The organism is Nocardia alni, assembly GCF_019038435.1.
Lineage (GTDB): Bacteria > Actinomycetota > Actinomycetes > Mycobacteriales > Mycobacteriaceae > Nocardia > Nocardia alni.
The window spans coordinates 40,152-61,880 of record NZ_JAGPOX010000005.1 but is presented as its reverse complement, the minus strand read 5'-3'; the positions used below and the strand labels follow the sequence as shown (position 1 = coordinate 61,880).

20 protein-coding genes are annotated in these 21,729 nt (G+C 68.1%); 14 read left to right on the top strand and 6 right to left on the bottom strand.

The genetic code is table 11. The annotated features are described in order from the left end of the window. Nucleotides 1-62: 62 nt before the first annotated feature. Entirely contained in the window at nucleotides 63-686 is a 624-nt protein-coding gene (locus JZ791_RS03780) for a 5-formyltetrahydrofolate cyclo-ligase (RefSeq protein WP_216892716.1), read from the bottom strand. Nucleotides 687-913: 227 nt separating this feature from the next. Between JZ791_RS03780 and JZ791_RS03775 the strand changes: the two genes are divergently transcribed. The 5 genes from JZ791_RS03775 (at nucleotide 914) to JZ791_RS03755 (ending at nucleotide 6,280) form a co-directional block, all read left to right on the top strand. Continuing rightward, nucleotides 914-1,843, top strand: a complete 930-nt coding sequence (locus JZ791_RS03775; protein ID WP_216892715.1) for a UTP--glucose-1-phosphate uridylyltransferase — start codon at nucleotides 914-916, stop codon at nucleotides 1,841-1,843. 55 nt (nucleotides 1,844-1,898) lie between these two features. After that, entirely contained in the window at nucleotides 1,899-3,152 is a 1,254-nt protein-coding gene (glp, locus tag JZ791_RS03770) for a molybdotransferase-like divisome protein Glp (protein ID WP_216892714.1), read from the top strand. A gap of 10 nt (nucleotides 3,153-3,162) precedes the next feature. Further along, entirely contained in the window at nucleotides 3,163-3,813 is a 651-nt protein-coding gene (locus tag JZ791_RS03765; RefSeq protein ID WP_216892779.1) for a GNAT family N-acetyltransferase, read from the top strand. Between the two features lie 312 nt (nucleotides 3,814-4,125). Further along, the gene (sepX, locus tag JZ791_RS03760; RefSeq protein WP_216892713.1) at nucleotides 4,126-5,106 is read left to right on the top strand and encodes a divisome protein SepX/GlpR; all 981 of its coding nucleotides are present in this window, start codon (nucleotides 4,126-4,128) and stop codon (nucleotides 5,104-5,106) included. Nucleotides 5,107-5,521: 415 nt separating this feature from the next. After that, entirely contained in the window at nucleotides 5,522-6,280 is a 759-nt protein-coding gene (locus JZ791_RS03755; RefSeq protein ID WP_216892712.1) for a CHRD domain-containing protein, read from the top strand. A gap of 66 nt (nucleotides 6,281-6,346) precedes the next feature. Here the strand turns inward: JZ791_RS03755 and JZ791_RS03750 are convergent, their stop codons facing one another. From JZ791_RS03750 to JZ791_RS03735, 4 genes are all read right to left on the bottom strand, one after another. After that, on the bottom strand, nucleotides 6,347-7,855 hold the full coding sequence (locus JZ791_RS03750; RefSeq protein WP_216892711.1) for an aldehyde dehydrogenase (NADP(+)): 1,509 nt from the start codon (nucleotides 7,853-7,855) through the stop codon (nucleotides 6,347-6,349). Nucleotides 7,856-7,880: 25 nt separating this feature from the next. Further along, a complete protein-coding gene (locus JZ791_RS03745; protein ID WP_216892710.1) occupies nucleotides 7,881-9,023 on the bottom strand; it encodes an L-talarate/galactarate dehydratase in 1,143 nt (380 codons plus the stop codon). A gap of 14 nt (nucleotides 9,024-9,037) precedes the next feature. Further along, complete coding sequence (gene kdgD, locus JZ791_RS03740) at nucleotides 9,038-9,952, bottom strand: 5-dehydro-4-deoxyglucarate dehydratase (RefSeq protein WP_216892709.1); 915 nt, start codon at nucleotides 9,950-9,952, stop codon at nucleotides 9,038-9,040. Nucleotides 9,953-10,049: 97 nt separating this feature from the next. Then, nucleotides 10,050-11,006 (bottom strand): LysR substrate-binding domain-containing protein, encoded by a 957-nt coding sequence (locus JZ791_RS03735; protein ID WP_254205170.1) that lies wholly within the window; start codon nucleotides 11,004-11,006, stop codon nucleotides 10,050-10,052. Between the two features lie 236 nt (nucleotides 11,007-11,242). Here JZ791_RS03735 and JZ791_RS03730 point away from each other — a divergent pair, with 236 nt between their 5' ends. The 7 genes from JZ791_RS03730 to JZ791_RS03700 all read left to right on the top strand — a co-directional run bounded on the left by JZ791_RS03730 (nucleotide 11,243) and on the right by JZ791_RS03700 (nucleotide 19,435). After that, nucleotides 11,243-12,046 (top strand): NAD-dependent epimerase/dehydratase family protein, encoded by an 804-nt coding sequence (locus tag JZ791_RS03730; protein WP_216892708.1) that lies wholly within the window; start codon nucleotides 11,243-11,245, stop codon nucleotides 12,044-12,046. Nucleotides 12,047-12,175: 129 nt separating this feature from the next. Continuing rightward, nucleotides 12,176-13,582 (top strand): sugar porter family MFS transporter, encoded by a 1,407-nt coding sequence (locus JZ791_RS03725; RefSeq protein WP_216892707.1) that lies wholly within the window; start codon nucleotides 12,176-12,178, stop codon nucleotides 13,580-13,582. Continuing rightward, on the top strand, nucleotides 13,579-14,586 hold the full coding sequence (locus JZ791_RS03720; protein WP_216892706.1) for a lactonase family protein: 1,008 nt from the start codon (nucleotides 13,579-13,581) through the stop codon (nucleotides 14,584-14,586). Before JZ791_RS03725 ends, JZ791_RS03720 begins: the two co-directional genes overlap by 4 nt. Nucleotides 14,587-14,709: 123 nt before the next feature. Continuing rightward, nucleotides 14,710-15,504 (top strand): aldose epimerase family protein, encoded by a 795-nt coding sequence (locus JZ791_RS03715; RefSeq protein ID WP_216892705.1) that lies wholly within the window; start codon nucleotides 14,710-14,712, stop codon nucleotides 15,502-15,504. Nucleotides 15,505-15,856: 352 nt separating this feature from the next. Further along, nucleotides 15,857-16,843, top strand: coding sequence for an AraC family transcriptional regulator (locus JZ791_RS03710; protein WP_216892704.1), 987 nt, complete (start codon nucleotides 15,857-15,859; stop codon nucleotides 16,841-16,843). 343 nt (nucleotides 16,844-17,186) lie between these two features. After that, entirely contained in the window at nucleotides 17,187-18,893 is a 1,707-nt protein-coding gene (locus tag JZ791_RS03705) for an FUSC family protein (protein ID WP_216892703.1), read from the top strand. Next, nucleotides 18,893-19,435, top strand: a complete 543-nt coding sequence (locus JZ791_RS03700) for a MarR family winged helix-turn-helix transcriptional regulator (protein ID WP_216892702.1) — start codon at nucleotides 18,893-18,895, stop codon at nucleotides 19,433-19,435. The genes JZ791_RS03705 and JZ791_RS03700 overlap by 1 nt, the downstream gene beginning before the upstream one ends. 4 nt (nucleotides 19,436-19,439) lie before the next feature. Here JZ791_RS03700 and JZ791_RS03695 read toward each other — a convergent pair whose 3' ends face one another. Beyond that, nucleotides 19,440-20,615 (bottom strand): glycosyltransferase family 4 protein, encoded by a 1,176-nt coding sequence (locus JZ791_RS03695; protein ID WP_216892701.1) that lies wholly within the window; start codon nucleotides 20,613-20,615, stop codon nucleotides 19,440-19,442. A 269-nt stretch (nucleotides 20,616-20,884) separates the two neighbouring features. Between JZ791_RS03695 and JZ791_RS03690 the strand changes: the two genes are divergently transcribed. After that, a complete protein-coding gene (locus JZ791_RS03690; protein ID WP_216892700.1) occupies nucleotides 20,885-21,082 on the top strand; it encodes a hypothetical protein in 198 nt (65 codons plus the stop codon). 263 nt (nucleotides 21,083-21,345) lie between these two features. Then, nucleotides 21,346-21,726, top strand: coding sequence for a hypothetical protein (locus JZ791_RS03685; protein WP_216892699.1), 381 nt, complete (start codon nucleotides 21,346-21,348; stop codon nucleotides 21,724-21,726). Nucleotides 21,727-21,729 lie beyond the last annotated feature (3 nt).

Sequence of the window (21,729 nt, the reverse complement as noted above, 5' to 3'; positions counted from 1 at the left end):
CCTCCACAGTCTCCGTCGTTAGCACTCTACAGCCGACAGTGCCAACAATGCCAATTGGCAAATCATTCCATATTCGGTGGTTGCGTCATCGGGGGAACGGCCAGGGGCGCCAAGCCCGATCCGGGTGTCAGGACCCAGCCCATGCGGCGGTCGTGTGGTTCCTCGGGTAGTTGGTCCAGGACCTCGTCGTCGCGGACGACCGCGATGAGCCGGGCGGTGGGGCGGGCTGATGGGAGGGTGCGGTCGTAGTAGCCCGCGCCGCGGCCCAGACGGACCCCGCGGCGGTCCACCGCGAGCGCCGGGATCAGGATGGTGTCCGCCCAGCCGATCGCGGCCGGGGACAGGCGGGGGCCGGTGGGTTCCAGCAGGCCGTAGCGGGCGCGGCGCAGTTCGTGTTCGCCGCTGTATTCGGCCCAGTCCAGCGGTCCCGGCGGCCCGGTCACCGGGAGCAGCACCCGTACCCCGGATGTGCGCAGTGCATCCAGCATCGCGGTGGATCCGGGCTCGCCGCGTACCGGAACATAGGCCGCAACCCAGATCTCGCCCGCCGTGTCCAGCGGTAGCTGGGCCAGCGTGGCCGTCAGCGCGGTCGTCTCCTCCGCCTGTACGGCGGGGTCGACTTTCGCGCGGCGGGCCAGCAATTCGGCGCGCCACGCCTTTTTATCGGGCCCACCAGCGATGTCCACAGTGACACGATATGGGACGCGACACGCGATGTGAGGCACCGGCCTTTCTGGTTTCCCCAGGACAGCGCCGGGGAATTGCTGAAAGCATGCTGGGCGATCTCGACCCGATAGCGCCTGGCTGAAGTCTCATCCAGCGGCCGTGCGGGCCGCCGAATAGGCTTCCCGGTGTGCCCGGGCTGCCCCGAACTCGACCCGGCCGACAAGACCGAATGGATAGGGTGTGCCATATGACAGCGACGGGTGAGTCGTGTTTTCGCACGGCAGTGGTCCCCGCGGCCGGGCTCGGAACAAGGTTCCTGCCCGCGACCAAGACCGTGCCCAAGGAACTGCTGCCGGTGGTCGATACGCCCGGCATCGAATTGGTCGCCGCGGAGGCGGCCGATTCGGGTGCCTCGCGCCTGGTGATCGTGACCGCACCGGGTAAAGACGGCGTGGTCGCGCACTTCGTCGAGGACCTGATGCTCGAGAACACCCTCGCCGAGCGCGGCAAGTTCCAGCTGCTGGAGAAGGTCCGCAAGGCGCCCGGACTGCTCGCTGTCACCTCGGTCATCCAGGAGGAGCCGCTGGGCCTGGGCCACGCGGTGGCGCAGGCCGAACCGGTACTGGACGCCGACGAGGACGCGATCGCGGTGCTGCTGCCGGACGATCTCGTCTTGCCCTCGGGCGTGCTGGACGTGATGACCCGGGTGCGGCGCAAGCGCGGCGGTTCGGTGCTGTGCGCGATCGATGTGCCGAAGGATCAGGTCAGCGCCTACGGCGTCTTCGACGTGGCGACCCTTCCGGATGCGGACAATCCGGATGTGATGCGGGTCAACGGCATGGTGGAGAAGCCCGCACTGGCCGACGCCCCGTCCACCTACGCCGCGGCCGGTCGTTATCTGCTCGATCGTGCGATCTTCGACGCTTTGCGCCGCATCGAGCCGGGCGCGGGCGGGGAATTACAGCTCACCGACGCCATCTCACTGCTGATTTCCGAGGGCCATCCGGTACATGTCGTTGTCCACCGTGGGTCGCGACACGACCTGGGCAACCCGGGCGGTTATCTTCGAGCTGCGGTCGATTTCGCTTTGGAGCGGGAAGAATACGGTCCAGCCTTGCGTGAGTGGCTGGAGCGGCGCCTGTCTCCCGACTGGGATCCGCAGCTGACCTCGGAGTAATCCGGTATCAGCCCAGCGCGCGCCGCACCGGAGACGAACTGTGAGGAAGGGCTGCATGCGCTCGGTGGAGGATCAGCAGATCAAAGTGACCGCGGCGGCCGTTGCGCCCCGGCCGGTCCGGGTCGCGATCTCCGAGGCCCAGGGTCTGCTGTGCGCCGAGGACGTGGTCACCGAACGGCCGCTGCCGGGTTTCGATCAGGCGGCCATCGACGGCTACGCGGTGCGCAGCGTCGACGTGCAGGGCGCGGGGGCCGATATCCGCGACGAGGCCGGCGATACGGTCGATCTGACGCTGCCGGTGGTCGGCGAGGTCGAGGCCGGTTCACGCCAGCCCATCCGATTACAGCCACGTCAGACGGTGCGCGTGGACACCGGCGCACCCCTGCCCACGCTGGCCGACGCGGTGCTGCCGCTGGATTTCACCGACGGCGGGCGGGCCAAGATCAAGGTCTACGAGCCGGTCCGTACCGGTGACTACGTGCGCCGGATCGGTGATGACGTGCAGCCCGGGGATATCGCGGTGCGTGCGGGCACGATCATCGGCGCGGCGCAGGTGGGCCTGCTGGCCGCGGTGGGCCGGGACAAGGTGCTGGTGCATCCACGCCCGCGCCTGTCGGTGATCGCGATCGGCGGCGAACTGGTCGACATCGATCGCACGCCCGGCCCGGGGCAGGTGTACGACGTGAACTCCTATGCCCTGGCCGCCGCCGCCCGCGACGCGGGCGCCGACGTGAACCGGGTGGGCATCGTCAGCGCCGACCCCAAGCAACTGCGCGATGTGGTGGAGGGCCAGCTGGTCCGTTCGGAGGTCGTGGTGATCGCGGGCGCGGTGGGCGGCTGGGCCTCGACGCAGATCCGCGAGGCGCTCGAGGGCCTGGGTGAGCTGGAGATCGAGCGGGTCGCCATGCATCCCGGCTCGGTGCAGGGCTTCGGGCGCCTGGGCCGGGACGAGGTGCCGACCTTCCTGCTGCCGTCGAATCCGGTTGGGGCGCTGGTGGTCTTCGAGATCATGGTTCGCCCGCTGATCCGCATCGCTCTCGGGCGACGGCATCCGATGCGGCGCATCGTGCGTGCCCGCACCATCATGCCGATCAGTTCGATGGCCGGCCGGCGTGGCTATCTGCGCGCCCAGCTGATGCGCGACGAGCAGACCGGCGACTACCTGGTGCAACCGCTCGGTATGAACGGCTCCTCACATCTACTGTCCACGCTGGCCGAGGCGAACGGCCTGATCGTTCTGGAACCAGAGGTCATCGATGTGCGCACCGGTGACGAGGTCCAGGTTGCTTTTCTTTCCCAACGCGGATAGTGCGATGGATATGAATGTATTCCGGGCCGCTCAGCATCCCGGCTGGCCCGCACATCTCGGCCCGGTGCGGGCAGCCGGCGGACGAGTCACCCTGCGGCCGATCCGGCTGCGCGACGCCACCGCGTGGTCGCGTATCCGGGTGCGCGACCACGATCATCTCGAGCCGTGGGAGCCGACCGGGCGCGGCGCGTGGGAGGCCCGCAACCATCCCTCGAACTGGCCGTCGCTGTGGTCGAGCCTCAAGGCCGAGGCCCGGCACGGGGCGATGATCCCGCTGGTGATCGAGGTGGACGGCGCCTTCAGCGGGCAACTGACCATCGGCAACATAGTGCGCGGTGCACTGCGGTCGGCGTGGATCGGCTACTGGGTCGCCAAGGATGTGGGCGGGCAGGGCGTCGCGACCGCCGCGTTGGCGCTGGGCCTGGACCACTGCTTCGGCCCGGTGGGTCTGCATCGGGTGGAGGCCACCGTGCGCCCGGAGAACCACCCCAGCCAGGCCGTGCTGCGCAATGTCGGCTTCCGCGAGGAGGGGATGCTGCGCCGCTACCTGGATGTCGACGGCGCGTGGCGGGACCACCTGCTGGTCGCGATCACCGTGGAAGAGATTTCCGGCACGGTGGTGGAGCGGCTGATCCGCTCGGGGCGGGTGATCTCGCCCTGAACCCACCCACCCCGCCGACTTACCATTCCCGTTTACTTCTGTTACTCATGTGACAGGTGTGGACGGCGCGCCTCAAGGATATTCAATGGACGGCGAACTAGCCTACGGTCGTCGGTGGTGCGTCCCGCGCCGCCGGAAGGGAGCCGGTGCAGTGGCCCGAGAATGCGGCGGCGTTACGCCTGCCGCGGCGACGGGACACGGTGCGGGCACGGTCGGCGGTACGCCGGCGCACAGTGGGTATGTGGCGAGGAACGAGCGGATAGGCAGATCCGTCGCAGGGACGACAGACCGGCGGAGACGGAGGTGTGAGCGGTGCCGAATTCGATCTTGTGGATCGGTCTGGTGGTGCTCTGGGTCTTCGTGCTGTTCCCGTTGTTGGCAGCCCGGTATCCGCGTATTCGGCGCACGACCGATACCGCCCTGGCGACCCGGGTACTGCATCGCGGCGGCACCAAGAGCCGCGCCACATCAGGCGGGCACGATTCCGATCCCGACTGGATACCCAGACGCGTACAAAGAGAGATCGTTCACGGCGATGATGCGGAGGATCGGATGACGACGTCGGCCGATGAGCACGTCACCGAGCACGACCACGCCAGCGGCACGGACGGTGCGGGCGCCGTCGGCACCGATGTCATCGAGGCCGAGTTCGACGAGTTCGGCGATGTCGGATTCGACAGCGCCTCAGCGCAATCCGATGATGTCCGAGGCGATGACGCGGACGCCGAGCCCGGCTCCGGCGCCGTAGTTCTGTCCGAGGCGCCCGATGCCGCGTCCGATGTGGAGCCGGACCCCGCGTCCGGACGCGTCGTTCCGCCCCGGCGCGGCCGTGGCGGTTACGACCCCGAGGCCGACGCGATGGCCCGCGCCGCCCGCTACCGGTTCCGTCAGCGCACCACGCTCGGGCTGGTGCTGAGCGCGCTGCTGTTCGGTGGGTTCGCCGTCGCGGTGACACCGATGCTCTGGTGGGGCTGCGGAGCGGCCGGGGTGCTTTTCGTCGGCTACCTGATCTATCTGCGCCGGCAGGTGCGCCTGGAGGAGGAGATTCGTCGCCGGCGGTCGGCCCGGTTGACCCGCGGCGGCCGGCCGGCCGCCGCCGAGCACGAGGCGCAGCATCCGGCCTCGGCCATGGACCGGGACACCGCCAGGGATCTGCGCCGCCGCGCGGTCGTCCTGGACGTCGACGACGAAGACCCGATGTTCGACTTCCTGGAGACCTTCGACGTGGCCGCGGTTCGTGCCACCCGGACCCGTTCCGGTGAGGACGAGATCCGGCGCGCCTCGGGGGAGTAGGATTCGGTTCGAGGGGGCCCGATGAGGGTTCAGGGGTTTGTGCCGCTCGAGGGGCGAGCCGAGTCAGGTCGCCGTATGATCCGGGTGGCCGATCGGCCGCATTCCCGCGCACAGGGATGATATGAACCGCTCGGTCGCGTTCGCCGTAATACAACAATGTGGACGATGTGTCCGCGGGCGCGAACTGCGTGACGTACGCGTTCGGGCCCTTGGCTGCTCCCCCCGGCCGGTTCGCACCGGGTCGACCGGGTCATCGAACAAGGGTTGGATGAATATGCTCAGACGTACCGTATGGTGTTGTGCCGCAGTCGGTCTTCTCGCGGTGGCGACCGCTTGCTCGTCCTCGACGACATCCGGTTCCGGTTCCACCACGTCGTCGGCCGCGGCGTCGTCCTCGAGCGCTGGGGAAGCCGGGATGTCGGGGGCCCCGGTTACCCTGGCCACGACGCCGACGGGCAGCGTCGTGCTGTCCTGGAATCCGGGCACCAAGGTGGTCACCGCCGCGGTCGATCTGTCCGGTCTGACCCCGGGCAGCTCGCACGCGATGCATATCCACCCCGGCAACTGCGCCGACCAGAGCCAGCCGCCGTCGATTCCGTTCCCGGACATCACCGCCGACGCCACGGGCGTGGCGAAGCAGACCGTGACGAGCCAGCCGGTCCCCGCCGGCATCCCCAACGGCGCCTACGTGAACGTGCATCTGGCGCCCATGGCCACGCTGGGCAATCCCGGCCAGCTGACCTTCACCCCCATCGCCTGCGGTGACATCCCCGCCGGCACGTCGGCCTCCGGCCCGGTCACCGTGCCGGTGAGCGCTCCGCCGGTCAAGGGGACGACCCCCTCCGGCACCATGGCGATGACCTACAACGCCGCGCAGCACAGCCTGCACGTGGACCTCACCGCGGCCGGCTTGCCTCCGAACTCCGCGCACGCCGCCCATATCCACAAGGGCTCCTGCACCGCTCAGGGCGATGTGTTGTATCCGCTTCCGGACCTGAAGGCCGACGCCTCGGGCAAGGCGAGCCTGAGCACCACCGTGAACAACGTGCAGACCGCGCCGCCCGCCTCGGGCTGGTACGTCAACGTGCATATGGGACCGATGGACAAAATCCTGGACAGCAGCAACAACCCGACCCTGCTGTTCGCCCCGATCCTCTGCGCGAACCTGAAGTAGTTCCGGCGATTCGATCGTGTGAACGCGTGTGGCCCCGGCGTGATCGCCGGGGCCACAGCCGTCGGATCAGCGCTGTCCGTCGACCCGGCGGGGCACGCCCCACGGGTTGGCGTCCTGCAGCGGCTCGGGCAGTAGCGCCTCGGGGAAGCCCTGCCAGGCGACCGGTCGCAGGAAGCGGTCGATGGCGGCGGTGCCCATCGAGGTGAACTGCGGGGTCGTGGTGGCCGGGTAGGGGCCGCCGTGCTGCTGTGCCCAGGACAGGGTGATGCCGGTGGGCCAGCCGTTCCAGATCAGGCGTCCGGACAGGGCGGTCAGCGTCGGAAGCAGCGCACGCACCTGGTCGGCGTCGGATTCCTCGGCGTGCAGGGTGGCGGTCAGGCCCGGCTCGAGCTTGTCCAGGACCGCGCGAAGCTGTTGTGGCCCATCGTATTCCACGATCAGCGAGACCGGGCCGAAGCACTCGACGTCGAGCGATTCGGTATCCGCGAGGAACGCGTCCGCGCTCACCGACAGCAGCGTCGGGCCGAACGCCGCGGCGGAGTTCGCCTCTGGCGTGTAACGCTCCGAGGACGCGGAGTCGGCGGGGTGGGTGAGCTCTGTGACGGAAGAGTGTTCGACCAGCCGGGACAGTCCGGCCCGGAAGCCCGCGGCGATCCGGTCGTTGAGCAACTGCTGCGCCCCGGTCGAGGCGACCGCGGCCCGCAGCTGCTCTTCCAGGCCATGTCCCTTGGGCAGCAACAGCAATCCCGGCTTGGTGCAGAACTGGCCCGCCCCCAGGGTGAACGATCCTACGTATCCCGTGGCGATATCCGCGCCCCGCGCGGCGATCGCGGCCTCGGTGACCACCACCGGATTCACGCTGCCGAGCTCGCCGTAGAAGGGGATCGGCCGGGGCCGGGCGTTGGCGATATCGAACAGCGCCCGCCCACCGGCCTCGGATCCGGTGAACGCCGCTGCCGCGATTCCCGGGTGGCGCAGTGCGGTGACACCCGACTCCACCCCGTACACGATGCCGACGATGCCCTCGGGCGCGCCCGCTTCGGTCAGGGCCTGCGCCAAGACCTCGAAGGTGCGCGCGGACAGTTCCGGATGTCCGGGATGGGCCTTGATCACGGCCGGGCATCCGGCCGCGAGCGCGGCGGCGGTGTCGTGCCCGGCGACGCTCAGGGTCAGCGGGAAGTTGCTGGCGGTGAAGACCAGCACCGGCCCGATCGGCACGGTCATCCGCCGGATGTCCGGGCGCGGCCCCATCGGCCAGGCGGGCTCCGCGTGATCCACTGCCGCGCGCAGGAATTCGCCGTCGGTCAGGGCCTGGGCGAACAGCCGCAACTGAAAGACGGTGCGTACCATTTCCCCGCGCAGCCGCGGCTGTTCGGGCAGGTGGGTCTCCTTGGCCGCCAACGCGACCAACTCCTCGGAGACCTTCTCCAGGGCGTCGGCGGCGGCGTCGAGCCAGCCGACCCGCTCGGCCGGGGTGCTCTGCGCGAGGTGGCGTGCGGCCTCGACCGCGGCGGCGACGATGCGGTCGACCTCGCTCGCGGACGTTTCCTCGGTCCAGGGTGCTTGTGCGGTCACGGTGTCCTCCACTTGTCTACGGTGTTCAGGCCCGGGTCTCGAATTCGGCGACGGTCCACGCGCGGGCCTGCTCGCTGATCGTCACGCCCAAGCCGGGGCGGGCGGACAGGTGCATGCGTCCGTCACGGATCTCGAGCCGCTCGTCGAACAGCGGGTTGAACCATTCGAAGTGTTCCACCCAGGGCTCGAGCGGGTAGGCCGCGGCCAGGTGCACATGCACCTCCATCACGAAATGCGGTGCCAATTGCAGATGTTCGCGCCCGGCCAGCGCCATCACGTCCAGGAAGCGGGTGATGCCGCCGACGCGTGGCGCGTCGGGCTGCACGATATCGATTCCGGCGCGGATCAATTCGCTGTGCTCGGCCACACTGGTCAGCATCTCACCGGTGGCGATGGCGGTGTCGAAGGTTCGCGCGAGCTGGGCGTGGCCCGCGAAATCGTAGGCGTCCAAGGGCTCTTCGATCCACACGAGGTTCAGCGGGTCGAACGCCCGGCACATCCGGCGCGCGGTGGGCCGGTCCCACTGCTGATTTGCGTCGACCATGAGCGGTGCCGCGTCCCCGATCTTCTCCCGTACCGCGGTGACCCGGGCGATGTCCACGGCGTTGTCCGGATGCCCGACCTTGAGCTTGATGCCGCCGATGCCCGCGGCCAGCGACTCGCCCGCGCGCTCGAGCACCTCCTCGATGGGCGCGTGCAGGAAGCCGCCGGAGGTGTTGTAGCAGCGCACCGAATCACGATGCGCGCCCAGCAGTTTCGCCAGCGGAAGTCCGGCGCGCTTGGCCTTGATATCCCACAGCGCGACGTCGAAGGCGGCGATCGCCTGCACCGACAGCCCACTGCGGCCCACCGAGGCCCCGGCCCACATCAGCTTGTCCCAGATCTTGGCGATATCGCTGGGGTCCTCGTCCAGTAGCACGGGGGCGATCTCCCGGGCGTGTGCGAACTGTCCGGGACCGCCCGCGCGCTTGGAGTAGCTGATGCCGACGCCCTCGAATCCGGCCTCGGTGGTGATCTCGGCGAACAGCACCGCGACCTCGGTCATCGGCTTCTGCCGTCCGGTGAGCACCTTGGCGTCGCTGATGCCGGTGGGCAGCGGCAGCGCCACCGAGGAGATCTTGACGCCGGTGATCCGGTCGAGTACTGCGGGACTTGTCGTATCAGTCATCACAGGAACCTCTGTCACGCAATCTTTTTCACGAGCTCGGCGAGTTCGGCGACCTCACCGGCGGTCAGATCGGTCAGCGGCGGGCGCACCGGGCTGGTCGGGCGGCCCACCGCGCCGAGCCCCGCCTTGATGATCGACACCGCGTATCCCGGCCGGCGGTCGCGAATGTCCAGGTAGGGCAGTACGAACTCGCGCAGCCGCCGATACACCTCCGCGCGGTCGTGCGCGCGTACCGCCTTGTGGAACTCCAGCGCGAACTCGGGCACGAAGTTGAAGATCGCCGACGAGTATGTGGTGACGCCCATCTCGGTGTACGGCAGGGCGAAGGTCTCCGCGGTGGGCAGGCCGCCGATGTAGGTGAGCCGATCGCCCATCCGGGCGTAGACACGGGTCATCATCTCGATATTGCCCACGCCGTCCTTGTAGCCGATGAGGTTCGGGCACCGGTCGGCCAGGCGTGCCGCGGTCACATCGTCGATCTTGGCGTTGGCCCGGCTGTAGACGATGACCCCGAGGGAGGTCGCGGCGCAGACCGCGGCGACGTGTTCGATCAGTCCGTCCGCACCGGCCTCGGTCAGATACGGCGGCAGCAGCAGAATGCCCTGCGCCCCGGCGGCTTCGGCGTTGCGGGCCTGCTCCACGGCGTTCGCAGTCCCGGTGGTGGCGGGCGCGATCACCGGCACCCGTCCACCGGTCTCCGCGACCGCGGCCCGTACCACGCGGTCGATTTCGGCGGTGGTCAGCGAGAATCCCTCACCCGTCCCGCCCGCGGCGAACAACCCGGCCACGTCGTACTGCGCGAGCCAGCCGATATGTTCCCGGTAGGCGGCCTCGTCGAAGGCCAGGTCGGCGTCGAAATGCGTGACCGGGAACGACAGCAGGCCGCGCCCCAGCGCGGGGCCCAGGTCTTCGGGGGACATCTGTGACACGGGTTTCCTCCTGGGGGACGGTAAGTCGGCGGAGCTTGCGGAGCCGGCGGGTGGGTAAACACAGCGGGAACGACATTCGCTGTCAGGGCTGGGCGGCTCAGGAATCCGGCCAGGCCTGAAGTAGTTCGATGACCCTGCGCAGGGCCGGATTCGCGGGTTGACGCCGCCAGACCGCGTACAGCTCGACAGGTTCGCGCACCCCCGCCAGCGGCCGGTAGCGGACCCCTTCGGGGTGCAGGTGGCTGGCGGTTTCCGGCACCAGCGCCAGGCCCCGTCCGGCGGCCACCAGCGCGAGCATGGTGTGCACCTGAGTCAGCTGGTCGGCGGAATCGTAGGAGATTCCGGCCAGCGTCGTGGCCAGGAGTTCGGCGAAATACCGTGCGGGCCCGGGCGCGTAGACCAGCAGCCGCTCGCCCTCGAGTTCGGTGAGCTCCAGCGGACGCGTGCCCACCAGGCGATGGCCCTCGGGTACGGCCAGCACGAGCGGTTCGCGATGCACCAGCCGGGCGTCGAATTCGGCGCGGTCGAACGGCGGCCGGGCGAACGCGAGATCCAGCTTGCCGCTGGACAATTCCTCGAACTGCACGGCACTGACCTGCTCGGTGAGCGTCAGTTCGACCTCGGGCAGCGACCGGGAGATCTCGTTGAGGAACCGGCCGAGGTAGCCGAATCCGGTGGTGGCGGTGAAACCGATCCGCACGGTGCCGGTGCGCCCGGCGGCCACCAGGCGCGCGGTGCTCGGCGCGGCCTCGGCCAGGGCCAGCAGCCGGCGCGCCTCGGCCAGGAAAACCGCACCGGCAGGGGTCAATTCGACCTGTCGCTGCGTGCGGTCCAGCAGCAGTACGCCGATATCGCGCTCGAGCTTCTGGATCTGACGGCTCAGCGGGGGCTGGGTCATCCGCAGGCGTTCGGCGGCGCGGCGGAAATTGCCCTCCTCGGCGACCACCACGAACCCGCGCACCTGTTCCAGCGACAACATGGCGGACAGCCGGTCGGTCATGCCCGCGTCTGTCCGGCGCTCGGCTCCGTCGTGCGCGAGGCGGACCGCGTCCATGGTTCCTCCTCGGTGGTACGGCAGACGGGGGTGCATGGTGCGTGCATCGGTACCTCTTGCAGGTTAGGGGTAGGGACTGATACCAGTCCAACATCAGTTGAGCATCACGATATGCCCAAGAGGTATCAGTCCTCGCTCGGTATAGATGTCTCCCTTCGGCGAAGCGGATTGTGAATGCCGGGTGGCCTGGTTAGCCTCCGAAACCGAATCAGCCCACGGGGAGCAAGGGAGTCACCATGTCGCAGCAGCGCGTTCTCATCACGGGTGCGGCGGGCATCGTCGGGCGGTTGATGCGCACCCGCCTGGCCCGTCCCGGCCGCGTGCTCCGACTGCTGGACATCGCGCAGCCGGATCCGGCCGGATCCGGCGAGGCGGTGGAGATCCACACCGGCTCGGTCACCGACGCCGCGCTCATGGCAGACCTCTGCCATGACGTCGACGCGATCATCCATCTCGGCGGGATCAGCCGCGAGGACAGCTGGGAGCGCATCCTCGAGGTCAACATCGACGGCACGCACACCCTGCTCGAGGCCGCGCGGGTGGCCGGGGTGCCGCGGGTGGTGCTGGCGTCGAGCAATCACGCCGTCGGATTCCGCGCGATCGGACAGGACGGTTCCGATGGTCTCGCGGGCGACAGCAGCCCCAGGCCGGACACCTACTACGGCGTGAGCAAGGCGGCGATCGAATCGCTTGGCAGCCTGTACCATTCGCGATTCGGGATGGATGTGAGCTGTCTGCGCATCGGCAGCTGTTTCGAGCGGCCCGCCGACGTGCGCCAGCTGTCGTTCTGGCTGTCACCGGACGACTGCGCGCGGCTGCTGGAGGCGTGCCTCGCCACCGCCGAGCCGGGATACCGTGTGCTGTGGGGCGTTTCGGCCAATACCCGCGCGGTGGTGTCGCTGGCCGAGGCCGAAGCGATCGGCTACCGCAGCCTCGACGACGCCGAACGGTTCGCCGCTAGTGTTCCGCCGGGTGAGCTGCCCAGCCTCGTGGGCGGAGCGTTCATCGAAACCCCACTGGGTCAACATAATCCGCTGTAGGCGCCACGCGGGGAGCGCCATCCGCGACGGCATGAGCTGATACCGAACGAGCATCATGATTCGTATTGTGTTCGCCGATTGGGCATGTGACTCTGAGCACACTCATCTGGCGATCCAAGGAAGCATCCCATGCGGCAATCGGCAGCGGCTCCGGCGCAGCGGCGTCGGATCAGCACCTCCTACCTGTATTTCTTCGGGTCGCTCGGCGGCATCCTGTTCGGTTACGACCTCGGGGTGATCTCCGGGGTGCTGCTGTACATCAACCCGCTCTGGCATCTGGGCTCGGTGGCCCAGGGCGTCGTCGGCGGCAGCCTGGCCGCGGGAGCGGTCTTCGGCGCGATCTTCGCCGGGCGCATCACCGAGCGCTGGGGACGGCGGCCCTCGATCATGGTCGCGGCCGTCGTATTCGCCCTGGGCGTGCTCGGATGCACCTTCGCACCCGGGTTCGGCGTGCTGGTGGTGGCACGGTTCGTCACGGGGCTGGCCGTCGGCTGTTCCTCGGCGACGGTGCCGACCTACCTGTCCGAACTGGCCCCGACGCGGGTGCGCGGGCGGCTGTCGACGCTCAACCAGTTGATGGTCGTGAGCGGCATCCTGATCGCGTACATCGTCGACTGGGCGCTGTCCGGCGCGGGTGCGGACAACTGGCGAATCATGTTCGCCATCGCCGCGATTCCGGCGGTTGTCCTGTTCTTCGGCCTGATGATCATGCCGGAGACCCCGCGCTGGTTACTGAAGGCCGGGCGCGAGGACGAGGCGCGTGAGGTGCTCGAACAGACCCATCGCGGCGAGGATGTCGCGGCCGAACTCGGCAGTATCCGCGAGGTCATCAGGATCGACGCCGAACAGCGGGGCTCGCTGCGCGACCTGATCACGCCGTGGGCCAAGCCCGCGCTGGTCGTCGCCCTGATTCTGGCCATCGGACAACAGTTCTCGGGCACCAACGCGGTGAACCTCTACGCGCCCACCATGTTCAAGCAGTTGGGCCTGGCCAACTCCGGCTCGCTGCTGGCCTCGATCATCATGGGTGCGGTCAAGCTGGTGTTCACCGCGTGGGTGTTCCTGGTGGTGGATCGGTGGGGTCGTAAGCCATTGCTGCTGCTGGGCAATGTGCTGATGGCACTGTCGCTGATCCTGCTCGGCGCCGCGGTGCTCGGTTTGCACAAGGGCACCGGAACCGGGATCGTCGCACTGCTGCTGCTGTGTCTGTACTGGGTCGGTTACGAACTGGGCTGGGGCGCGGTGGTGTGGGTGATGATGGCCGAGATCTTCCCGCTGAAGGTGCGCGGCATCGGCATGGCCACCGGTAGTACGGTGCTGTGGGCGGCCACCTTCGCCATCACGTTCCTGTTCCCCGTGATGAGTGATCATCTGGGCCTGGCGGGTTCGTCGTTCCTCTTCGCCGCGGTCAGCGTCGTCCTGTTCGTGCTGGTGCGACGGTATGTGCCGGAGACCAAGGGCCGCAGCCTGGAACAGATCGAACTGGATCTGCGGGGCCGGGTGGGTGGCCAGGAGATGGAGGCGGACAAGGTATGAGCATGGCGGTGTACGTGTCCAATGCGGACAGTGCCGAGATCTCGGTGCTGGGCCTGGACGACGACGGCGCGGTGCGGCCGGTGCAGACGGTGACCGTGGGCGGCGCGGTCATGCCACTGGCCGTGAGCCCGGATCGCCGTCACCTGTACGCCTCGCTGCGCTCGGCGCCGTATTCGGTCGCCTGCTTCGAGATCGATTCCGGCACCGGAGAACTGAGTGAGATCGTCCAGGTGCCGCTGCCGGACAACATGGCCTACCTGGCTACCGATCGCACCGGGCGTTATCTGCTCGCGGCGTCCTACACCGGCGGCGTCGTCTCGGTGAACGCGATCGGTCCGGAGGGGATCGTCGAGGCCGAGCCGCTCGAGGTGCTGGCCACGCCGCCGCATGCGCATTCGATCGTGACCGACCCGTCGAATCGGTACCTGTTCGTGGCGGCTCTGGGCGGGGATGTGCTCCTGCAGTACCTGTTCGATCAGGCCACCGGGCTGCCGACGCCGAACGATCCGGCATTCGTCTCTACCGGGCCGGGTGCGGGGCCGCGGCATCTGGTGTTCCATCCCGGCGGGCGCCTGGTGTACGTCGCGAACGAACTGGACGGCACAGTGAGCGGCTACGAATTCGACTCCGGCACCGGGCGCCTCGCCGCGCTGGACACGTATTCGGCGGTGCCCGAGGGCTGTCCGAAGCCGTGGGTGGCGGAGCTGCGCCTGACTCCCGACGGCCGGTACCTCTATGTGTCCGAACGACACTCGAGCACGATCGCCGGATTCCAGGTGGACGGCGGCACCGGGGCGCTCACGCCGCTCGGGCACACCGCGACGCAGGCCTGTCCGCGCGGCTTCGCGATCGACCCCGGCGGGCGGTACCTGCTGGCCGTCGGCCAGGAGTCCGACGCGCTGACGGTGTACGGCATCGATGCGGGCACCGGGGCGCTGACCCCGCTCGGCGAGTATCCGGTGGGCCGCAATCCGAACTGGGTCGAGATCGTCGACCTCGGATAGGTCGCGTGCGGGCAGATGAGGGGCCCGCACGCGACTGCCGGAGTGTGGGAGGAAAACTCGCGTAGGGAAGAATCGGTCCCGAGGCCGCGGCCTCGGCGAGCCGACACAGCGAAGGGGTGCCCGATGGCCGACGACGAGCTGGAACTGAGCGCGGGAGACGCGCGGTTGACGGTCAACCCCGCGACCGGTCGAGTCGCCCGGTTGGTCGTGGGCGGGACCGATGTCCTGCGCACGGGCGCGCGTTTCGGGAGTTTCCCGATGGCGCCGTGGTGCGGCCGGATGCGCGACGGGGTGCTGGAGTTCGCCGGGAACACCTATCAGCTGCCGCGCAACGCCGAACCGCATGCCATCCACGGCACGGTCCGCGACCACCCATGGGAGGTCGTACGGCACTCGCCGACCGAACTCGCGCTCGCCGCGCCGCTGCGCGAGCCCTGGCCGTTCCCCGGCCGGGTGACCCAGGAGTTCGTGCTGGGCGCCTCCGACGCCGCGTTCCGGATGACGGTCGAGTCGGACGCGGATTCCTTTCCCGCGCAGGCCGGCTGGCATCCCTGGTTCTCTCGCCGACTCGGTCCTGACGGTAAGGACGTCGAGGTCGCCTTCACCCCGGCCTGGCAGGAGCAGCGCGGCGAAGATTACCTGCCGGACGGAAACCGCATCGCTCCGCTCCCCGGTCCGTGGGACGACTGCTTCGGCATGCCCGAGGGCGTGCACGCGACACTCACCTGGCCGGGTGCGCTGGAACTGGTCGTGAGCAGCCCGCTGAGGTGGGTGGTGGTCTACGACCAACCGCCGGAGACCGTCTGCGTCGAACCGCAGTCCGGCCCGCCCAACGGACTCAACACCGATCCGCGAGTGGTCGCTCCCGGTACACCGCTCGAGGCCGAGATGTCCTGGCGCTGGAGGGTTCTCCGGTAGCTCAGTAGGCGCGCGAAGAGTCCGGCACCAGACAACCGGCGTAGACCAGCGTGCGTACCGCCGCCCGTCGCCGGGGGCATTCGTCGGTCCGGCAATCCAGGTGCATCTGCATTATGGTGTGTGCTCGCTCGACGGTGAGATTGAGGGGTTCGACCCAGCACGTACTGAACCTGTCCACGATCTCCGGCCTCCCTTGAAACCTGTAACCCCCGATGGCACCGCGTGCCATTAGATTAAGCGTCACTTCCAAGAGGGAGAATGTGACGAGCGGACCGAATATTGGTAATTTCGGACGGTGGTTGCCCCCGGTGGTCCGTTCGGCGCACGTCCCCGTAGTAGCGCCGGTGTACGAATGATGATTGGCGTCGCGAACGCGCACGGCGTGGATGAATCGGTGTTATTACGCGATACCGGAATTAGCGCAGACAGTCTGGCCGACGGGTCCATGCGATTGTGGCCTGACCAGGAATACGCGGTCGTGCGCAACCTGCTCGCCCATCTCGGCGACCGTCCCGGACTGGGTGCGCAGACGGCGTGGCGCGCCACGCTCGGCATGGCCGGTCTGCCTGGTCTGGCAGCTCTGTCCAGTCCCACCGCGGGCGCGGTCCTGTCATTCGCGATTCGCTACCAGGTGCTGGTCCCGGTGTCGGCGCGGTACTCGCTCGAGGACGACGGTGAGAGCCGGATCGCCGTCGTCGTGGACGGTGGGGAGATTCCCGAGGATGTGCGGGACTTCTGCCTGGAGCGGGACGTGACACTGATCTTCCTCGTCGGTGCGGTGCTCGGCGTCGAGATTCCGGCGCTCGAGATCGAGCTGGAGATGTCGGCCGAACGCGTCCGGGAACTGGTGCGGTTCGAGCCGTTCGATCGGCATCCGGTGCAGGTCGGACGGTCGCGCACGTGTGTCGTCATGGCCCGGTCGGTGCTGGATCAGCCCATGCCGCAGGCGGATCCGCAGACCGCCGCGCTGGTGGAGCGCAAGCTCGCCGAGGCGTTGCGACGGTCCCTCGGCGCCGGGCGCGGGCTGACCGCGGCGGTGCGGGAGCGGCTGCTGCGCGATTCGGGCGCGATCCCGACCATGGCGGAGGTCGCCGCGGAGCTGCACATCACGGTGCGCACCCTGCATCGCCAGCTCTCCGCGGAGGGGGCGAGCTTTCGCGGTCTGCTCAATGGCGTGCGCGAGACCAAGGCCGCCGAACTGCTGGCCGGTGGTTCGACCATCGAGGAGGTCGCCCGGCTGCTCGGCTATGCGGAGACCGCGAACTTCACTCACGCCTTCAGGCGATGGCGAGGTATGTCACCGCGTGCATTCCGGCAGTCGATTCTGCGTCGGCAATAGGGCGATTTACCTGCGGTTGAATCCGGCATATCGGATGCCCGTCACGACGACGAAAATGTGAGAAGTTGGTATTTCGAAAATAATTTCGGCGGTCACGCCGGATGGCATTCGGTGCCCCGGGGGTGTGACGCGATGCGGTCGGCGGTGAGCGGCCGCGCGGATCGGGCTATCGCGACGGGCCGGGTGCGAGCCGTGACACATACTTTCCAAGTAAAATATCTGCTAAGCTTTTCGTGTGTTTCCGCCTCCCTACCTACACTTGCGTCCGGTCGATCGTGCGGCCGGGAGCCTCTGGCGGGCAGGGCAGGTGCTGTCGCTGCGGGGTGTGTTCCGGATGCGGCCGGTGGCAGATACCTGGCGCAGGTCCGCCGTCAGCGGCGTGATCGCCGTGGGTGTACCCGCGGTGGTACTGCTGCTCACCGGGCATCTGCCGCTGGCGTTCTTCACCGCCGCGGGCGGGTTGTGCGCCGCGTACGCACACGGGCTGCCCTATGTGGCACGGGGTCGCGCACTGGGCTGGGTGCTGCTCGGCATGCTCGCCGGGACGGGCATCGCGCTCACCACCGCGGCGCTGACCACCTCCGCCGTCGTGCGCGTGCTGGTGCTCGCGCTGCTCGCCGGCCTGTTCAAGCTGGTCTGTGACGCGTCCCGGATCGGGCCGCCCGGCAATGTCATCTTCACCTTCATCGCCGCCGCGGCCGGCTTCCTGCCGGTGCGGCTCGCGGACATTCCCGCCCACCTGCTGCTCGTGCTGTGTGGAGGTGCGCTGGCATGGCTGGTCTGTATGGCCCCGGCCCTGGTGCGCCCGCACGATCCGGAACGGTTCGCGGTGTCCCGAGCGCTGGCGGCGACCGCCCGACTGCTGCGTCTCTCGGCCGACGGCGGCGCGAACGGCGCGGCGCGTGCGCGAGCCGAGTACGACGCCACGGCGCTGACCCATGCCGCCTGGCGCACCGTGCGCCTGGTACCTACTCCCAGCGTCGGTCGAGCCGCCGAGATCACCGCGCTGATCCGGCTTCTCGTGCGTGCCGAATCCCTGGCCGCCGCCGTGCAGATCGCCGATCGGCCCGCGCAACCCGTGCGGCCCTATGTGCCCCCTGGGTGGGAACGCGGCTGGTTGGGAGTCGGCGCCGACACCGCACAGTGGTGCGAATCACGTTCCACCGCATCGCGATCGGCGGACGCCGATCTGCTCGATGGATGGTCGCGGCAGTTGCGCACGCGGCACGCGGTGCCGGTGCTCGACGGCGATGTCCTCGCGCCGGTCCGGCGCCGCAGTATCGGGGCGCGGCGCGGGGAGAGCGGCGTGCGCAGGGTGATCCGCGCCTTCCGGCCGAGTTCTCCGGGATTTCAGATCGCACTTCGGGTGGCCGTGGGCGCCGCGCTGGCCGGGCTACTGTCGGTGGCACTGGGGGTGAACCGGCCGTACTGGGCGGTCATGACAGCGGCCGTGCTGGTGGTGGCCAATACCTCGCAGTCATGGCATCGCACGGTGCAGCGTGTGCTCGGCAGCCTGGTCGGCCTCGGACTGTTCACCGTCCTCGTTCCGGTCATGCACAGTCAGGCAGGACTGGTGGCCTTGTCGCTGATCTGCTATCTCGCGCTCGAGGCGACGATCTCGCGGAACTATTGGGTAGCGTCGATATTCGTGACACCCATGTCCTTGGTGATGGTCCAGTTCGCCGGTCGCCTGCCTTCCGGCCATCTTGCGCTGGATCGTTGGATCGATACCTGCATGGGGGCGGTGGTGGCCGTCCTCATCTGCTTCACGGTACCCAACCGGCGTGCCGAGTCCCGGGTGGCGATCGCGCTGCGGGAACTCGACGCGGTCCTCGCCCATACGCAGGCCGCGCCGGCGCAGGCGCGTGCGGACCGTGGTGTGCGAGAGCGCGTCGCCGCCGCGCTCGTGGAGCTGAGGGATGCGGCCGATATCGCTACCGGAGAGTGGTGGAGCGTCGAGGCGCCGCAGGAGCGGATCATCGCCTCCGAGCGCGCGGGTCATCGCTTGCTCGCGCAACTGCCGGTCCGGACCGCCGCGGCGGCGCGATAGTGACACCGAGCCCAAAGGAGACATCGGAGTCGGCGGAGCCGCAGGACGCCGTCGCGAGTGTGCTGCATCAATGGCAGCTCGTGCATCCGGATTTGGACCTGGGCCCGATCGCCGTGGTCGGTCGCCTCAACCGCTGCGCCGCGCTGTTCCAGCGGATGACGGATGCTCCGCTGGGTCAGGCGGGGTTGAGCCGTCCCGAATTCGACCTGCTCACCGCTCTGCGCCGGCTCGGCGGCGAGCTGACGCCGAGCCGCCTCGCGCGCGAGACGTTCGCCTCGCCGGCCGCCGTCACCAAGCGCGTGCGCGGACTCGAAGAGCGCGGCCTGGTCGACCGCCGGGTCGACGAGCGTGATCGCCGGGTGGCGCATCTATCCCTCACGGCCGCGGGAAGCGATCTATTGGACCGGCTGTTCCCGCAGCAGCTGTCCTATGAGCGAACGCTGCTGTCCCGCCTGCCCGATACCGAACAGGCGGAACTGGCCCGCATCCTGGGCCAGCTGCTGCTCCTGTTGGAGGGGCAGCTCGGAGGCCTGGAGTACTAGCGGATTACCCCGCGAAGGACATGGTGGACATGGTGCGGGGGCGGATATCGGCCGCGGCGGGAACCGACGGGGCCTGGGAGGATTCGAGGGCGGCGTAGTAGGCGGCCTCGTATCCGGCGCCGAGCCGATCGACCGAGAAGTGCTCCAGGACGCGGCGGCGGCAGGCCACGGGATCCAGGTCACCGGCCTTGGCAATGGCCGCGGGCAGCTCCGACGGGTCGTCGCAGATGAATCCGGTAACCCCATCTTCCACGACCTCCTCGACCGCGCCGCCGCGCAGCGCGACCACCGGCGTGCCGCAGGCCATCGCCTCGATCATCACGATGCCGAACGGCTCCTCCCAGCGAATCGGGAACAGCAGACAGCGCGCCGACGACAGCAGCAAACGTTTGGATACCGCGTCGGCCTCGCCGAACACACAATCCCGTTCGCTCAGCAGCGGGCGCACCGTGGAGTTGAAATACTCCTTTTCGGGCGGCTCGTTCATCTTTGCGGCAAGCACCAGTGGAATTTCCGCGGAATGCGCGGCATGTAATGCCAGGTCGGGGCCCTTGTACGGTGCGTATCGGCCCAGGAAGAGTGCGAAATCCTGTTTTTTCTTCTGCATAGGCCATTCGATGGGGCGCACCGCGTTGTACACTCGACCCGCCCAATTCAGCGCGGGCGCCAATTCCCGCTGGCGATTACTGATGGCAATGAGCTGCGCGGTACCGCCGAGTTCCCGGTAATAATCCTGTTCCTCGCCGTTGACCGGTCCGTGCACGGTGACGACGGTCGGGATGCCGAGCGCGGAATACATCGGCGCGTTCAGCGGGCCGGCGAAGGTGTGGTCGTGCACGATGTCGATGTGCTCGGTCCGTGCCATTTCGGTGATGATGCGCCGGACCTTCAGCGCGTGCAGTACCTCCGGATACGGCTCGCCGAGGCGGTCGGAGAGGATCTCGTCCCAGACCCGGACGAATCGGGCGGTGGTTCCGGATCGTCCCGCTCCGAGCAGTGTCACGCGATGTCCGAGGGCGACCAGTGCATCGCACAGTTGCGCGCAAACCGCCTCCACGCCGCCATATCCGGACGGTGGAATCTCGAAATACGGCGGTGCCACCATGACGATATTCAGTGGCGCGCGAGTCCTGCGGAATCCCATGACACTGGAGTCTGCAACGGACGGGATACTGCTCATGGTACTGCCTCCTCAACGTGTGAAGCTGCGACCAATTCGACGAGAGCCGGCGAATGCCGGTAACTCTCGGGAGCTATAGCTCCTTCCTCGGGGCGCCGACTTTTCGGTCAGGCGTGTTCCCAAGGGCAGATATACCCAGCATCCTTCGGGCTAACCATGCACGAAAAAATTTTACGGGCGACATCCCGTCCGTGCCGGTTGATGGCAAAGCTTGCCTAACATGATATCTGTCCGAGATACGCTACTCTTTAGTTGGCAAAATGATCTGGATGCGCACAGCGACACGCGGGCGAACTCCCAGCGACACGCCGCGGGCGACGGTGAGCTTCGCCGCGGGGGGTCGTACCCCGATCGCGGCGGCGCGCCGCGGTCCGGCCGAGGGCCGGGACTGCTACCGTGCGTCGGCGGACACCGTGCGAACCCTCGAGCGGCGGCGTGCGGTTCTGTATTGCGACAGTCGATCGTAATTCCTTGCTGGATAATGACGTGGCATCGGTCTTTGCTGGATCGACGCCGACGCTGCCGTGTCGTCCCCGATCTGCCGGATATGGGCGTGTTGTCCCATTAGCTGGACAGTCGCTGGAGGGGGGCTGCGACGGCATTTCGAGATATGTAAAGATTGTCTATATGCAGATCAAAGGCTGTGCTACACAACGTCGTTGATATGTGTAAAGTAGCCATCAATCATGACCCCACTACGAGGTGGGACGACCGGCGAGGCGGTGTCGTAGTGAACGTCGACAGACTCCGGATACGCCGCGCGGCCTATGTTGCGACCGCGCTCGGTGTACTGGCTCTGGTGGTGGCAGGACCGCTTGATCGGTTGTTGCTGGGCACGTTCATCTGCATCGGTCTCGGGCTGGGTTGGTTGAATGCCCACCTCACGTGGCGGTTCGCGACCCATACCATCCGATCGGAATTGCCGAATAAGCAGGCGCTGCTGGCCTCGGCCGGGGTGCGGCTGGCCGGTTTGACCGCGATATCGGTTCTGGTAGCCCTGTTGGCCCGGCCCAATGGCGTCGGGATATTCTTTGGCCTGGCATGCTTCCAGGTCATCCTGGTACTGCACACCGTTCTGCCCGAGTGGAAAGCGATGCGCCAGCTCTCATGACGA

Coding starts and splice junctions, on each gene's coding strand:
- JZ791_RS03745 (WP_216892710.1), bottom strand. CDS start 9,023: ATGACTGATACGACAAGTCCCGCAGTACTCGACCGGATCACCGGCGTC.
- JZ791_RS03725 (WP_216892707.1), top strand. CDS start 12,176: ATGCGGCAATCGGCAGCGGCTCCGGCGCAGCGGCGTCGGATCAGCACC.
- JZ791_RS03695 (WP_216892701.1), bottom strand. CDS start 20,615: ATGAGCAGTATCCCGTCCGTTGCAGACTCCAGTGTCATGGGATTCCGC.
- JZ791_RS03735 (WP_254205170.1), bottom strand. CDS start 11,006: ATGGACGCGGTCCGCCTCGCGCACGACGGAGCCGAGCGCCGGACAGAC.
- JZ791_RS03765 (WP_216892779.1), top strand. CDS start 3,163: ATGAATGTATTCCGGGCCGCTCAGCATCCCGGCTGGCCCGCACATCTC.
- JZ791_RS03715 (WP_216892705.1), top strand. CDS start 14,710: ATGGCCGACGACGAGCTGGAACTGAGCGCGGGAGACGCGCGGTTGACG.
- JZ791_RS03720 (WP_216892706.1), top strand. CDS start 13,579: ATGAGCATGGCGGTGTACGTGTCCAATGCGGACAGTGCCGAGATCTCG.
- JZ791_RS03690 (WP_216892700.1), top strand. CDS start 20,885: ATGCGCACAGCGACACGCGGGCGAACTCCCAGCGACACGCCGCGGGCG.
- JZ791_RS03710 (WP_216892704.1), top strand. CDS start 15,857: ATGATGATTGGCGTCGCGAACGCGCACGGCGTGGATGAATCGGTGTTA.
- glp (WP_216892714.1), top strand. CDS start 1,899: ATGCGCTCGGTGGAGGATCAGCAGATCAAAGTGACCGCGGCGGCCGTT.
- JZ791_RS03755 (WP_216892712.1), top strand. CDS start 5,522: ATGTCGGGGGCCCCGGTTACCCTGGCCACGACGCCGACGGGCAGCGTC.
- JZ791_RS03775 (WP_216892715.1), top strand. CDS start 914: ATGACAGCGACGGGTGAGTCGTGTTTTCGCACGGCAGTGGTCCCCGCG.
- JZ791_RS03730 (WP_216892708.1), top strand. CDS start 11,243: ATGTCGCAGCAGCGCGTTCTCATCACGGGTGCGGCGGGCATCGTCGGG.